Genomic DNA, 14,306 nt, shown 5'->3' on the forward strand with positions numbered 1-14,306 from the left:
GAACCAGTACCGTGAGGGAAAGGTGAAAAGCACCCCGGAAGGGGAGTGAAAGAGATCCTGAAACCGTGTGCCTACAAGTAGTTAGAGCCCGTTAATGGGTGATAGCGTGCCTTTTGTAGAATGAACCGGCGAGTTACGATTGCATGCAAGGTTAAGCTGAGAAGGCGGAGCCGCAGCGAAAGCGAGTCTGAATAGGGCGATAGAGTATGTAGTTGTAGACCCGAAACCAGGTGATCTACCCATGTCCAGGGTGAAGGTAAGGTAACACTTACTGGAGGCCCGAACCCACGCACGTTGAAAAGTGCGGGGATGAGGTGTGGGTAGCGGAGAAATTCCAATCGAACCTGGAGATAGCTGGTTCTCTCCGAAATAGCTTTAGGGCTAGCCTCAATTTTGAGAATCCTGGAGGTAGAGCACTGTTTGGACTAGGGGCCCATCCCGGGTTACCGAATTCAGACAAACTCCGAATGCCAGAGATTTATAATTGGGAGTCAGACTGCGAGTGATAAGATCCGTAGTCAAGAGGGAAACAGCCCAGACCACCAGCTAAGGTCCCCAAGTAATTGTTAAGTGGAAAAGGATGTGGCGTTGCTTAGACAACCAGGATGTTGGCTTAGAAGCAGCCATCATTTAAAGAGTGCGTAATAGCTCACTGGTCGAGTGACGCTGCGCCGAAAATGTATCGGGGCTAAACAATTCACCGAAGCTGTGGATGGATTCCGTATGGAATCCGTGGTAGGAGAGCGTTCTAAGGGCGTTGAAGCTAGACCGGAAGGACTGGTGGAGCGCTTAGAAGTGAGAATGCCGGTATGAGTAGCGAAAGACGGGTGAGAATCCCGTCCACCGAATGACTAAGGTTTCCTGAGGAAGGCTCGTCCGCTCAGGGTTAGTCGGGACCTAAGCCGAGGCCGATAGGCGTAGGCGATGGACAACAGGTTGATATTCCTGTACCACCACTCCACCGTTTGAGTAATGGGGGGACGCAGAAGGATAGGGTAAGCGTACTGTTGGTTATGTACGTTCAAGCAGTAAGGCGTGGAATGAGGCAAATCCCGTTCCTATAACGTTGAGCTGTGATGACAAGGACCATTAGGTCTGAGTTCCTGATTTCACACTGCCAAGAAAAGCCTCTAACGAGGTGGAAGGTGCCCGTACCGCAAACCGACACAGGTAGTCGAGGAGAGAATCCTAAGGTGAGCGAGAGAACTCTCGTTAAGGAACTCGGCAAAATGACCCCGTAACTTCGGGAGAAGGGGTGCTCTATTAGGGTGTTAAAGCCCGAGAGAGCCGCAGTGAATAGGCCCAGGCGACTGTTTAGCAAAAACACAGGTCTCTGCAAAACCGTAAGGTGACGTATAGGGGCTGACGCCTGCCCGGTGCTGGAAGGTTAAGAGGAGTGCTTAGCGCAAGCGAAGGTGCGAATTGAAGCCCCAGTAAACGGCGGCCGTAACTATAACGGTCCTAAGGTAGCGAAATTCCTTGTCGGGTAAGTTCCGACCCGCACGAAAGGCGTAACGATCTGGGCACTGTCTCAACGAGAGACTCGGTGAAATTATAGTACCTGTGAAGATGCAGGTTACCCGCGACAGGACGGAAAGACCCCGTGGAGCTTTACTGTAGCCTGATATTGAATTTTGGTACAACTTGTACAGGATAGGTAGGAGCCTGAGATTCCGGAGCGCCAGCTTCGGAGGAGGCGTCGGTGGGATACTACCCTGGTTGTATTGAACTTCTAACCCTTGCCCCTTAGCGGGGCAGGAGACAGTGTCAGGCGGGCAGTTTGACTGGGGCGGTCGCCTCCTAAAGTGTAACGGAGGCGCCCAAAGGTTCCCTCAGAATGGTTGGAAATCATTCGTAGAGTGTAAAGGCAGAAGGGAGCTTGACTGCGAGACCTACAAGTCGAGCAGGGTCGAAAGACGGGCTTAGTGATCCGGTGGTTCCGCATGGAAGGGCCATCGCTCAACGGATAAAAGCTACCCCGGGGATAACAGGCTTATCTCCCCCAAGAGTCCACATCGACGGGGAGGTTTGGCACCTCGATGTCGGCTCATCGCATCCTGGGGCTGTAGTCGGTCCCAAGGGTTGGGCTGTTCGCCCATTAAAGCGGTACGCGAGCTGGGTTCAGAACGTCGTGAGACAGTTCGGTCCCTATCCGTCGTGGGCGTAGGAAATTTGAGAGGAGCTGTCCTTAGTACGAGAGGACCGGGATGGACACACCGCTGGTGTACCAGTTGTTCTGCCAAGAGCATCGCTGGGTAGCTATGTGTGGCCGGGATAAGTGCTGAAAGCATCTAAGCATGAAGCCCCCCTCAAGATGAGATTTCCCATTACGCAAGTAAGTAAGATCCCTCAAAGACGATGAGGTAGATAGGTTCGAGGTGGAAGCGCGGTGACGTGTGCAGCTGACGAATACTAATCGATCGAGGACTTAACCAAAATGAATTTGAATGGTTTTCAATGACCCGTTTATCCAGTTTTGAGTGAACAAACACTCAAAAAAAAGTCTAGTGATAATGGCAAAGAGGTCACACCCGTTCCCATACCGAACACGGAAGTTAAGCTCTTTAGCGCCGATGGTAGTTGGGGGTTTCCCCCTGTGAGAGTAGGACGTCGCTAGGCTTTTTTATTTATACTTTTATTCCGAAGTAGCTCAGTGGTAGAGCAATCGGCTGTTAACCGATTGGTCGTAGGTTCGAGTCCTACCTTCGGAGCCACTACTTTCTTCTTGCTTCCATAGCTCAGCAGGTAGAGTGCTTCCATGGTAAGGAAGAGGTCACCGGTTCGAGCCCGGTTGGAAGCTTTTTTCCAAAAATACAGTACTCGTTTATCATACATATCGGCCCCTTGGTCAAGCGGTTAAGACACCGCCCTTTCACGGCGGTAACACGGGTTCGAATCCCGTAGGGGTCACCATGAATTTCTTTTTACGTAACTTTAACCAGTTCGTAAAAAGGATCAAAAGCAAGTAGTTCTAGGAAACGAACGAATGAATGAGGGAACGTACAAAAGTACGTGACTGAAATGAATGCGTGAGTTGACAACGAAATACGCCGCTTTTCATTCTTTTTACCGGAGGATTAGCTCAGCTGGGAGAGCATCTGCCTTACAAGCAGAGGGTCGGCGGTTCGAGCCCGTCATCCTCCACCATTATTTTTATATGTTTACCCTTGGAGGGGTAGTGAAGTGGCTAAACACGACGGACTGTAAATCCGTTCCTTCGGGTTCGGCGGTTCGAATCCGCCCCCCTCCACCATTTTTTCGATTTTACTAATGGGGTATAGCCAAGCGGTAAGGCAACGGATTTTGATTCCGTCACGCCCTGGTTCGAATCCAGGTACCCCAGCCATAACACTTGTACGAGCCATTAGCTCAGTTGGTAGAGCATCTGACTTTTAATCAGAGGGTCGTAGGTTCGAATCCTACATGGCTCATTTTTTTATTTAATCTTTTTTCGGGGCCTTAGCTCAGCTGGGAGAGCGCCTGCCTTGCACGCAGGAGGTCAGCGGTTCGATCCCGCTAGGCTCCATAATTGAAAAGGTGTTTGGAATATTTATATTCCAAACATCTTTTTTTGTTTTTATGAAATCATGTTTATCCAAAATAATGCGATGACAAGAGTTGAATGAACTCTTTCTCCAATTCCCCTTGTTTCTTTACGACAACATAGGTCGTGACTTTCGGTAATTCAAATAAATCAAAATGGACATTCTTCAATCTGCCCTCCAGTAGTTCACGTCTGACAATAGAGTGAGGAAGGAATGAGATACCGAGCCCTTCCTGGATAAAACGTTTGGTGATATGTGCTTGAGAGACTTTCATGGAACGCAAGCCGGTTACTTGTTTTCTTAACTTTATCAACACGTCATCCCAAAACACGGGGTGATGGTGGGTAAACAGTGTATAAGTTTGTAAAAACTCCATTTCATCGTACGCAGGTCCACTTTCATCATCATAGATATCCACAGGAGCAATGAAAAGAAGAGGTTCTTCAAAAATTGGAATCGATTCAATATGTTTATAAGTCGAATTTAATGCGGATATCCCCAAATGCACGTCTTCTTTATCCACAAGTTCTTCGATGAGGTGCGATTCTTCCACGCGAATCGTGATTTCTAAGTCTGGATGTTGCCGCATAAATGAACGCAGGATATGAGGTAATATGGTTTCTGCCAACAACGGAGAAATGGCAATGGTCCAATTCCTTCTAAACCCCTGTTTGTAAGCATGAATGGTTTGGATACTTTCTTCATATTGTTGAAGGAGTTTGTCTGCTTTATCCACAAATAATTTGCCAGCATCCGATAGCGTAACCCGGTTTTTGTTACGTTCAAATAAAGAAATTCCTAAAAATTCTTCCAACAATTTAATGTGCACGGAAACACTCGGTTGTGACATTAAAAGTTGCTCGGAAGTTTTACGGAAATTAAGCGTCTTGGCAGCTACACTGAATGTTTTTATCCATTGAATTTCAATAACAAACACCTCTATTTAAGAAAATTAATTAAGTTAATTATAACTATTTAATTTTTATAATCAATTTGCCGACGTATACTTCTTTTATAGGAGGCGATCAGTATGTTTCAAAAAGGTTTGAAAGACGTGGTGGCCGTTCACACGAAAATCGCATCGGTCGATGGAGACAAAGGTGAATTGCGCTACCGTGGAGAACTTGTGGATAAAATCATCCCAAATGCAACATTTGAACAGTTGTCCACATTTTTATGGACAGGAGAGAAGGAACCAGTTTCCTCATTACTGAAAGAAGGAAGAGTACTTCCTGAACATGTACTAAACCTAATGGGGAAATTGCCCATTGATTTACAAGTGATGGATGTATTGAAGGTAGCTGTTTCGGCTTACGGAACCCCGTCATTCCTGGGAAAATCAACATATGAACAATCGGTTATTTTAACAGCTGCTCTTCCGGTAATCGTTGCTTTTTATTATCGAAGACAACAAGGATTGGAGCCTTTGTCTTCACTTGATAATCTCGGACATACAGCCAACTTTTTATACTTGTTAACAGGGATATCCCCAACACCTGCACAAGTGGAAGCGCTTGAGACGTATTTGTTATTAACAATGGAGCATGGTTTGAATGCATCGACGTTTGCTGCACGTGTCACCATCTCAACGGAGTCTGATATTCCATCTGCAATTGTATCTGCACTTGGGACGATGAAAGGTCCTTTACATGGAGGTGCTCCTTCAGGGGTGCTTGATTTATTAGATGAGATGCAGTCTCCCGAAGGTGTGCGTGCAGTCATAGAAGAAAAGCTAGCTAGAGGAGAACGCATAATGGGGTTCGGTCACAGAATCTATAAAACGGAAGATCCACGTTCGATTGTGCTTCGTGAAAAATGTTTATCACTTCAAGGAGAAGATGCATGGCTTGATCTTGCTACTTTTGCTGAAAAAGAAATAATTCATCTGTTAAATGAACATAAACCTGGCCGCAAGCTGTATACCAATGTCGAGTTCTATGCAGCGGCCATCATGCGGGCCATTAATTTGGACCCGGCACTCTTTACACCTACCTTCAGTGTGGCTCGAATTGTCGGGTGGACTACCCATGCGATGGAACAAGCAGAAGATAACACAATTTTCAGACCGCAGTCTGTATATATTGGAAAAACTTTTGTATGATAGTGTAAAAGTTGTTGGGAGTGTGGAATATGAGCGTTTTATTAATGCATGATGATGTGACGTTACGACCGATGCAAGAATCCGATATTGAAAGACTGTGGAAACTGACAACGTTCGAAACGTTTACTTTTATGCTTAATAAATTTCAACATATGGAAGAGTTTGAAAAGTGGATGAGCTCCGGCTATGAAGATATGCAATTAACTGTTTCGACAATTGTTTTTGTTGCAGCGAACTCAAAAACGGATGAACTGTATGGTTCTACACGTATATATAACATTGACCATGCGAATAAAACATGTGAAATAGGCGGTACTTTTTATGGCAAACCATTTCAACGGACGCATATCAATACGACAGCTAAGTGGCTGCTGCTCACATATGCCTTTGAAACGCTTGGCATGATTCGCGTTCAATTTAAAACAGATGAAGAAAATGTGGAGTCTCAAAAAGCGATTGAACGACTCGGAGCCCAAAAAGAAGGCATCTTACGAAATGAACGAATTCGCTCGACTGGAAAACCGCGCAATGCAGTTGTTTACTCAATCATTGATAAAGAGTGGGCCAGCGTCAACAAAGGGTTGCAAGAAAAAATGAATAAATATTCAAAATGATGTGCAGTTGAGCCAAGTGTACCTCTTGATTTACAATAGACCTAAGTAAATGGGGAGGTATAAAATAATGAATAAATTAAATATATCTTTAATTGGGGTACCGATGGATTTGGGGCAAAATCGTCGTGGGGTTGATATGGGACCGAGTGCGATTCGTTACGCTGGCGTTGTTGAACGTTTAGAAGAGATTGGTCACACGGTAACAGACGAAGGCGATATCCAAATTGCAGCGGCAGAAAAAACTGCTCCAACGAATACAAATTTACGCAACTTAAAAGAAGTAACAGATGCAAGTACAACTTTAGCTAATAAAATCCATGATGTTATGGAAAATGGTCAATTCCCGCTTATTCTAGGTGGAGATCATAGTATTGCCATTGGCACATTGGCTGGTTTAGGCGATCGTTATGAAAATCTAGGCGTTATCTGGTACGATGCGCATGCAGATTTAAATACGGGAGATACGTCTCCATCTGGTAATATTCACGGAATGCCACTTGCAGTAAGTATTGGATTGGGCGATGAACAATTGGTGAATATTCGTGGATTTGCACCAAAAATCAAGCCTGAAAATGTTGTCATTATCGGCGCACGTTCAATTGATCCTGGTGAGCGTGAGTTAATTAAAGAAAAAGGCATCAAAGTGTTCACGATGCATGATATCGATAAGCTTGGAATGACGGAAGTTATGGACAAAGCTATGTGGTATTTAAAAGATCGTGAAGTAGATGGTGTCCATTTATCACTTGATTTAGATGGAATTGATCCGATTTATACACCAGGTGTGGGAACTCCTGTACCGGGTGGAATCAGTTACCGCGAAAGTCATTTAGCGATGGAAATGCTGTATTCTGCAGACATAATCACATCAGCTGAATTCGTTGAAGTAAACCCGATTCTTGATGAGAAAAATAAAACAGCGGATGTAGCTGTAGCTTTGATGGGCTCACTATTCGGCGAAAAATTATTATAAGTTAATATCGAACGGTTCAGCCTGGCATATGATGCTTAATGGTTGAACTGTTTTTGTATTTAATTTCATGCCACTAATTGACATGAATGGCCGTCAACTTATAGGTAAGTTTTTAATTAATTGTAAGTATCTTGAAATATTTCTGATATAATATAAGGTATTGATAAAAAAGATGAAACCTGTCTCAACTTTAATCCGTATAAGTAAGACAGCCGCATGAGCGGAGGGGAAATCACCATGGATGCTTTGGTCAACAAACGAATAAAAGAAGTATTAAAAGGCGATCAAAATGCATTCGCGGAGATTGTCGAGCTATACCAAGATAAATTATATCGTGTATGTTTTCGTATGCTTGGAAACAGGCATGAAGCGGAGGATATCGCACAGGAAGCATTTGTTCGTGCCTTTATTAACATCCATACGTTTGATACAAATCGAAAATTTTCAACTTGGTTATACCGAATTGGAACCAATTTGTGTATCGACCGTATAAGAAAGAAGAAACCGGATTATTACTTGGATGCAGAGGTTTCAGGTACAGAAGGTTTGAATATGTACTCGCAAATCGCTGCCTCAGAAGAATTGCCGGAAGATCAGGTAATGAAAATGGAAATGCAAGACCGTGTCCAATATGAAATCAGTCGCTTGCCGGATAAGTACCGCGCAGTGATTGTACTGAAATATATGGAGGATTTGCCGCTCCAGGAAATCAGTGACATTTTGGAAATGCCACTTGGAACTGTGAAAACCCGTATCCACAGAGGGCGCGAAGCGCTCAGAAAGCAATTGAGTAACATGTAGGAGGGATTCACGATGAACAAATGTCCAGAACATATCGTTCACTATATGCATGAATATTTGGATGGCGACATCAGTGGTGAACATGAGCAGGAGCTCAAATCCCATTTAGCCAGTTGTCCGTCTTGTCAACAGCACATGCATGAGTTAAGCAAAGTCGCTGCGTTCGTTCAGAGCGCTTCACATATTTCAGCACCGAATGGTTTTGTGGAAGGCGTGACGGCACGATTGCCAAAAGAAACATCAAAAGTTGGGATGAAACGCTGGTTCCACAGTCATCCACTACTGACTGCTGCAGCCTTGTTTATGATTCTGATGAGTGCTTCACTCTTCTCCAGTTATAACGATGACCAACATTTCTCGTTTACAAAACAACCAAATCTTGTGGTTGAAGGAGAAAAAGTAATCGTTCCTGCAGGAGAGATTGTCAAAGGGGACTTGGTTGTCAAAAACGGTGACCTTCAAATTGATGGAGAAGTAGATGGGAATGTAACGGTAATCAATGGACAGTATATGGCATCAACAGCCAATGTGACAGGTGAAATAGAAGAAATCAATCAAGTGTTTGATTGGCTTTGGTACAAAATTAAAGCAGGCGCAAAAGACGTCACGTCGCTTGTTGATGGAAAAGAAGATAAATAAGCCTACCCATTGAGGGTGGGCTTTTGCTTTGTCTCTATTGAAAGGTAGGAGATAGGACGTGATTCCGGCTGCGAAATATGTGAACGCGAATAGAATTTGTGGAAAAGCGAATAGAAGTCCCCAAAACACGCATAGGCCAAAATCCATGCGCTATAAGTGTCAATCTTGCCTGAAGCGTTGCGCTATTAGGCAGAAGGCTGGATGTTTATGTTATACTGATTCCATATGAATATGTGATGAAAAGTGGGGGATGCCACATGCCGTTTATTGACCAATTCACCGATTTGACGCCGGTAAACGTGCTCGTTAATATACTTGATGTGTTACTCGTGTGGTTTGTCATTTATAAGATCTTCACTTTGATAAAAGGAACGAAAGCGGTCCAATTATTAAAAGGAATCTTTGTAATCATCATTGTCCGGGTGCTAACGCAAACAGTTGGATTGGATACACTTGGTTGGATGATGCAAAAAATCATTGACTGGGGCTTTCTTGCCATTATTATTATTTTCCAACCGGAGCTAAGACGTGCACTCGAACAGATAGGTCGAGGTAAATTATTCGCCCGCACGAGCCTTCAAGAAGCAGAAGAGCAAAATCGATTAATTGAAGCCATGACGAAATCTGTAAGCTATATGGCAAAACGCCGAATTGGTGCGTTGATTTCGATTGAACGCGAGACAGGGTTAACGGAGTACATTGAAACGGGTATTAAAATGAACTCTGAAACTACATCGGAATTATTGATTAATATTTTCATACCGAATACGCCACTTCATGATGGAGCGGTTATTATGCAAAAAAATAAAATAGCGGCTGCTGCCTGTTATTTGCCGTTATCTGAAAGTCCATTCATTTCGAAAGAGCTTGGTACACGTCATCGTGCGGCACTGGGTATAAGCGAAGTGACGGATGCCATTACCATTATTGTATCTGAGGAAACGGGAGCGGTTAGTTTAACGTCTAACGGAGACCTTCACAGAAATCTATCCATTGAAGAATTTGAAACACGCTTGCGTAAAGTGTGGTTTGGACCTGAACCTGAAATGGTTAGCACTTCTAAATGGACGTGGAGGGGGAAAAAGAATGGATAAAATGATGAATAGCCCTTGGTTTTTGAGAATCACTGCGCTACTTCTTGCCATGCTTTTGTTCTTGACAATTAAATCCGATGAAGAAAGCTTGAATGCATCAACGAACGGGAACATGACGGATATTATTCGCGATGTGCCGGTGGAAGTCTATTATGATGATGAGAACTTAGTGGTCACGGGAGTTCCAGAAACAGTTGATGTAACGATAGAAGGACCTACGTCGATTGTACAATCAGCAAAACAGTTGCAAGATTTCACCGTCTTTGTGGATTTACGCAATTTGAATATGGGTCAGCATAATGTCATGCTCCAAGTGGAGAACGTGTCAGAAAAACTTGAAGTCACCTTAGATCCTTCTTATATCGAAGTGAGTATTGAAGAGAAAATAACCCGGGAAATGCGGGTAGATGCTGAATTTAACGAACGATTGCTGGCTGAAGACTTTATCGTGACGGGCATGAAAACGAACCCTGAACGTGTATTGATAACGGGAGCGAAAAGTGTAGTTGAAAGCATCAGTTTTGTAAAAGCAACTGTCGGGGGAGAGCCAGGACTCAATAAAACATTTACGCAAGAAGCGAGCGTAAAAGTATTGGATAAGGATTTATCCAAATTGAATGTGACCATTGAACCTGCTCAAGTGGACGTCACGGTTAACATTGAAGAATATAGCAAAGAGGTACCCATTGCTTTAAGGCAAATCGGGCCACCTAAAGAAGGCGTAATAATTAATGATTTAACGCCATCATTTGAGTATGTACGTGTGTACGGAAACCGAGCGGTTGTCGATGCATTGGAGTCAATCAAGGTGGACGTAGATGTGAGTAAGCTTGAAGAATCAAAAGAACTCGCATTGAAATTACCGGTACCTAAAGGTGTGTCGAGACTTTCTGAATCTCAACTGGAAGTACTTGTTGATGTGACACCAGCACCTAAAGAAGAGTCGGTGGAAGAGTCCGGCCAAGTGCCAGCTGAAGAAGATAACGAAGTTAAAACAAAATCCCGTGAATTCGCGGATGTTAATGTAGAAGTCAAAGGGTTGAATGAAAAGGATCATTACGCATTCAGCCAACCTGAAAGTGGTCAAGTCCTCTTGACTGTACGAGGAGAAAGTCCATATATTGACACCTTGAGTGCGAAGGATTTTCAAGTATATGTAGATGCAAGCACAGCTGAAAACGGTGAAAATCTTTTGGTTGTCACCGTTGAAGGTCCTGAAAACGTGACTTGGACGGTGTCTTCACCTTCTGTCACAGTGGATGTCGTGCGAGCTTAAGTTTGGATTTGAAGGAGAGAATAGATAAATGGGTAAATATTTTGGAACTGATGGGGTACGAGGCGTTGCGAATAGCGAGCTTACACCAGAATTAGCATTTAAATTAGGTCGTATCGGTGGATACGTTTTAACAAAAGAAGCTACAAGTCGTCCGAAAGTTTTGATTGGACGTGATACACGTATCTCCGGTCATATGCTGGAAGGTGCACTGGTTGCTGGTCTTTTATCTGTAGGTGCAGAAGTTATGCGTTTAGGCGTCATCAGTACGCCAGGTGTTTCTTACTTAACGCGTGTGATGAGTGCTGAAGCGGGCGTCATGATTTCAGCTTCACATAACCCGGTTGCAGATAATGGAATCAAATTCTTTGGTTCTGATGGCTTCAAACTTTCTGATGAACAAGAAGCGGAAATCGAAGCGCTTATTGATACAGAAGTGGATGAATTGCCACGCCCGGTTGGCGGCAATTTAGGATCTGTTACGGACTACTTTGAAGGTGGACAAAAATACATCAGTTACTTAAAGCAAACGTTGGATGAAGATTTTGTTGGCATCCATGTTGCTTTGGACTGCGCACATGGCTCTACTTCTTCTTTAGCAACTCATGTTTTTGCTGACCTGGATGCGGATCTTTCCACGATGGGTGCATCACCGAACGGTTTGAACATTAACGAAGGTGTCGGATCTACTCACCCTGAAGTATTGGCTAAGTTTGTCGTTGACAAAGGAGCTCATGTAGGGCTTGCGTTTGATGGAGACGGCGATCGTCTGATTGCAGTGGATGAAAAAGGTCAAATCGTAGATGGCGATCAAATTATGTACATTTGTGCGAAGCACTTGCATAGTGAAGGCCGTTTGAAGCACGATACAGTTGTTTCTACAGTTATGAGTAACATGGGCTTCTATAAGGCGCTTGAATCTCATGGTATGAGTAGCGTGCAAACAGCGGTTGGTGATCGATATGTTGTCGAGGAAATGAAAAACAATGGCTACAATTTAGGTGGAGAACAATCAGGACACATCGTGTTCCTGGATTATAATACAACAGGTGATGGTTTACTAACGGGTCTTCAATTGGTGAACATCATGAAAATTACAGGCAAGAAGCTGTCTGAACTTGCAGCTGAAATGACGATTTTCCCACAAAAACTTGTGAATGTACGTGTCACGGACAAACATGGCGTAACGGATAATGCAAAAGTGGCGGCAGTCATTGCGGAAGTTGAGCAAGAAATGGCTGGCAATGGCCGCGTGTTGGTACGTCCTTCCGGTACTGAACCATTGGTGCGTGTCATGGTTGAAGCGTCAACGCAAGAAGATTGCGAACGATATGTGGAACGCATTGCTGAAGTTGTGCGTACTGAAATGGGACTAGCAGAATAATTTATTTGGAGGGCCAGCTTCTATGAAGTTGGTCTTCTGTCGTTCTGTGTATATAAATTCCCGTTTAAAAACAAATCGTAAGAATATTAATTATTTTTCTTCCCAGCTGCTAATTCTTTTCGTATAATACCAATACAATGGTGGAAAGTGGGTGGCCCATGCGTTTAGATGCTACAGATAAACGTATTTTAGAATTATTGATTGCTAATGGACGCTTATCGTATGTAGATATAGGTAAAGAATTGAACTTATCACGCGTTGCTGTGCGCGAACGTGTACACCAGTTGCAAGAAGCGGGAGTCATTGAACGTTTCACGGTGGTAATCAACTCGGAGAAAGTTGGTAAAAGTGTATCTGGCTTCTTTGAAGTGGACTGTGAACCATCTTCGCTTGTGGAAGTGGCTGAAAAACTTGCTGATAACCCTAGTGTTGCGAGCTGTTATCAAATGACCGGACCTTCAACCCTGCATATGCATGTCTTGGTGGATGATTTCTCCAATCTAGAAAAGTTCATCAACGAAGAATTGTACGCATTGGAAGGCATTACGCGTGTGGAAAGCCACATATTATTAAGACGCTTCAAGAGCCGAAGCGGATTAAAACTATAACAAAATAAAGACCCCTGACATTTCTTATGAAAAGTCAGGGGTCTTTTTGTATAGAAATTTCAACTTACGAAATGATTGTAAACGTTTTCATCGTTTTAATAAGGCGATACTAACAATTTGATTGATTTTTTCTAAAACGAATTACGTTATGTAGGAGATAATCACTATTTATTAACGAAAGGAATATAAAAAATGAAAAATTATAATTTATTTGAATATTCATGTAGATTTTTAATTCTCAATGCTCTATAATCACATTTAACAAATAACAACCAATTGTTAATCAAATTAAAAAAATCAATTAACAATTGTAAGAAGGTGGGGGAATAAATGATAGCTTTGATTGTCAGAAGAGGGATACAACTGGTTTTTTTATTACTAGGAATTTCCTTTCTTGTCTTTTCATCCATGTACATAGCTCCTGGCGACCCAGCCACGATGGTGGGCGGACCTACGGCGACTGAAACCGATTTGGAAGCCATCCGAGATAATCTTGGCTTAAATGATCCATTCCTTGTTCAATATGGAAGGTATTTAAAACATGCAGCTCAAGGGGATTTTGGTTATTCCTATCAGTCAAAGCAAGCTGTTTCAGAGGCTATATCAATCCGTTTTCCAAATACACTAAAACTTGCGATTGCCAGTATGATTGTTGCGGTAGTCATTGGGATATTTGCAGGGTTGATATCAGCACTCAAACATAATTCATGGCTGGATGTCACGTCAACCACGTTTGCGCTTGCTGGCATTTCCATTCCGAACTTTTGGTTAGGTACACTGTTAATTTTAGTGTTTGCAGTAAATCTGCAATGGCTTCCGGTAGGTGGACTTTCCGAACCTTTTTACACGGTTGGCGGCTTCAAACAATTGATTTTACCGGCAATTACTCTTGGTACGGGCTCCGCAGCTATGATTGCACGAATGGCGAGGTCTTCCATGCTTGAAGTGATTAAAGCTGATTACGTTAGGACAGCAAGGGCGAAAGGTGTGAAAGAACGAAACGTCATTTGGATTCACACGCTGAAAAATGCCATGATTCCAGTCATTACAGTCATCGGACTTAACTTTGGATTTTTGCTAGGGGGAACAATCATTACTGAAAAAGTATTCGCCATCAATGGTGTAGGAAGGTTAATGATTGATTCAATCGCAATGAGAGATTTCCCTATGGTTCAAGGATCTGTGCTGTTAGTGGCCACTCTGTTTGTGGTCGTAAATTTAATCGTAGATATTGTTTATACCTTTATCGATCCACGTATCAGCTACGACTGATG

11 protein-coding genes, 8 tRNA genes and 2 rRNA genes (1 of these 21 only partly in view) are annotated in these 14,306 nt (G+C 43.3%); 20 read left to right on the forward strand and 1 reads right to left on the reverse strand.

Annotation, left to right across the window (positions count from 1 at the left end; translation table 11 throughout):
* From MHH33_RS01345 to MHH33_RS01390, 10 genes are all read left to right on the forward strand, one after another.
* Positions 1–2,436: ribosomal RNA gene (locus tag MHH33_RS01345) — 23S ribosomal RNA — on the forward strand (it extends 496 nt beyond the left edge of the window).
* A 67-nt stretch (positions 2,437–2,503) separates the two neighbouring features.
* Positions 2,504–2,619: ribosomal RNA gene (gene rrf, locus MHH33_RS01350) — 5S ribosomal RNA — on the forward strand.
* 20 nt (positions 2,620–2,639) lie between these two features.
* A tRNA-Asn gene (locus MHH33_RS01355) sits at positions 2,640–2,714 on the forward strand.
* A 13-nt stretch (positions 2,715–2,727) separates the two neighbouring features.
* Positions 2,728–2,800 (forward strand) — tRNA-Thr (locus MHH33_RS01360).
* Positions 2,801–2,838: 38 nt separating this feature from the next.
* Positions 2,839–2,913: transfer RNA gene (locus MHH33_RS01365), tRNA-Glu, on the forward strand.
* Between the two features lie 158 nt (positions 2,914–3,071).
* A tRNA-Val gene (locus MHH33_RS01370) sits at positions 3,072–3,147 on the forward strand.
* Positions 3,148–3,169: 22 nt separating this feature from the next.
* A tRNA-Tyr gene (locus tag MHH33_RS01375) sits at positions 3,170–3,253 on the forward strand.
* 18 nt (positions 3,254–3,271) lie between these two features.
* Positions 3,272–3,346 (forward strand) — tRNA-Gln (locus MHH33_RS01380).
* A 12-nt stretch (positions 3,347–3,358) separates the two neighbouring features.
* A tRNA-Lys gene (locus MHH33_RS01385) sits at positions 3,359–3,431 on the forward strand.
* A gap of 22 nt (positions 3,432–3,453) precedes the next feature.
* Positions 3,454–3,526: transfer RNA gene (locus tag MHH33_RS01390), tRNA-Ala, on the forward strand.
* Positions 3,527–3,591: 65 nt separating this feature from the next.
* On the opposite strand, the gene MHH33_RS01395 is transcribed toward MHH33_RS01390, so the two are convergent.
* Complete coding sequence (locus tag MHH33_RS01395) at positions 3,592–4,482, reverse strand: LysR family transcriptional regulator (protein ID WP_342542704.1); 891 nt, start codon at positions 4,480–4,482, stop codon at positions 3,592–3,594.
* Between the two features lie 93 nt (positions 4,483–4,575).
* On the opposite strand from MHH33_RS01395, the gene MHH33_RS01400 reads away from it, so the two are divergent.
* The 10 genes from MHH33_RS01400 (at position 4,576) to nikB (ending at position 14,304) form a co-directional block, all read left to right on the forward strand.
* A complete protein-coding gene (locus MHH33_RS01400; RefSeq protein WP_342542705.1) occupies positions 4,576–5,646 on the forward strand; it encodes a citrate/2-methylcitrate synthase in 1,071 nt (356 codons plus the stop codon).
* Between the two features lie 29 nt (positions 5,647–5,675).
* The gene (locus MHH33_RS01405) at positions 5,676–6,260 is read left to right on the forward strand and encodes a GNAT family protein (RefSeq protein WP_342542706.1); all 585 of its coding nucleotides are present in this window, start codon (positions 5,676–5,678) and stop codon (positions 6,258–6,260) included.
* A 67-nt stretch (positions 6,261–6,327) separates the two neighbouring features.
* Positions 6,328–7,233, forward strand: a complete 906-nt coding sequence (gene rocF, locus MHH33_RS01410; protein ID WP_342542707.1) for an arginase — start codon at positions 6,328–6,330, stop codon at positions 7,231–7,233.
* A gap of 237 nt (positions 7,234–7,470) precedes the next feature.
* Positions 7,471–8,034, forward strand: coding sequence for an RNA polymerase sigma factor SigW (gene sigW, locus MHH33_RS01415; protein WP_342542708.1), 564 nt, complete (start codon positions 7,471–7,473; stop codon positions 8,032–8,034).
* A 12-nt stretch (positions 8,035–8,046) separates the two neighbouring features.
* Entirely contained in the window at positions 8,047–8,673 is a 627-nt protein-coding gene (locus tag MHH33_RS01420) for an anti-sigma factor (protein ID WP_016429491.1), read from the forward strand.
* Positions 8,674–8,930: 257 nt separating this feature from the next.
* Positions 8,931–9,767, forward strand: coding sequence for a diadenylate cyclase CdaA (cdaA, locus tag MHH33_RS01425; RefSeq protein WP_016429492.1), 837 nt, complete (start codon positions 8,931–8,933; stop codon positions 9,765–9,767).
* Positions 9,760–11,043: a CdaR family protein gene (locus MHH33_RS01430; protein ID WP_016429493.1), complete on the forward strand. Its 1,284-nt coding sequence runs from the start codon at positions 9,760–9,762 to the stop codon at positions 11,041–11,043. The genes cdaA and MHH33_RS01430 overlap by 8 nt, the downstream gene beginning before the upstream one ends.
* A gap of 28 nt (positions 11,044–11,071) precedes the next feature.
* Positions 11,072–12,424 carry a phosphoglucosamine mutase gene (glmM, locus tag MHH33_RS01435; protein ID WP_016429494.1) on the forward strand — a complete coding sequence of 451 codons (1,353 nt, stop codon included), beginning with the start codon at positions 11,072–11,074 and terminating at the stop codon, positions 12,422–12,424.
* Between the two features lie 158 nt (positions 12,425–12,582).
* A complete protein-coding gene (locus MHH33_RS01440) occupies positions 12,583–13,032 on the forward strand; it encodes an Lrp/AsnC family transcriptional regulator (RefSeq protein WP_016429495.1) in 450 nt (149 codons plus the stop codon).
* Between the two features lie 330 nt (positions 13,033–13,362).
* A complete protein-coding gene (gene nikB / locus MHH33_RS01445; protein ID WP_342542709.1) occupies positions 13,363–14,304 on the forward strand; it encodes a nickel ABC transporter permease in 942 nt (313 codons plus the stop codon).
* The last annotated feature ends 2 nt before the right edge of the window (positions 14,305–14,306 follow it).

It is taken from the genome of Paenisporosarcina sp. FSL H8-0542, assembly GCF_038632915.1.
Lineage (GTDB): Bacteria > Bacillota > Bacilli > Bacillales_A > Planococcaceae > Paenisporosarcina.

Coding starts and splice junctions, on each gene's coding strand:
- MHH33_RS01440 (WP_016429495.1), top strand. CDS start 12,583: ATGCGTTTAGATGCTACAGATAAACGTATTTTAGAATTATTGATTGCT.
- rocF (WP_342542707.1), top strand. CDS start 6,328: ATGAATAAATTAAATATATCTTTAATTGGGGTACCGATGGATTTGGGG.
- sigW (WP_342542708.1), top strand. CDS start 7,471: ATGGATGCTTTGGTCAACAAACGAATAAAAGAAGTATTAAAAGGCGAT.
- nikB (WP_342542709.1), top strand. CDS start 13,363: ATGATAGCTTTGATTGTCAGAAGAGGGATACAACTGGTTTTTTTATTA.
- MHH33_RS01400 (WP_342542705.1), top strand. CDS start 4,576: ATGTTTCAAAAAGGTTTGAAAGACGTGGTGGCCGTTCACACGAAAATC.
- MHH33_RS01405 (WP_342542706.1), top strand. CDS start 5,676: ATGAGCGTTTTATTAATGCATGATGATGTGACGTTACGACCGATGCAA.
- MHH33_RS01430 (WP_016429493.1), top strand. CDS start 9,760: ATGGATAAAATGATGAATAGCCCTTGGTTTTTGAGAATCACTGCGCTA.
- cdaA (WP_016429492.1), top strand. CDS start 8,931: ATGCCGTTTATTGACCAATTCACCGATTTGACGCCGGTAAACGTGCTC.
- glmM (WP_016429494.1), top strand. CDS start 11,072: ATGGGTAAATATTTTGGAACTGATGGGGTACGAGGCGTTGCGAATAGC.
- MHH33_RS01420 (WP_016429491.1), top strand. CDS start 8,047: ATGAACAAATGTCCAGAACATATCGTTCACTATATGCATGAATATTTG.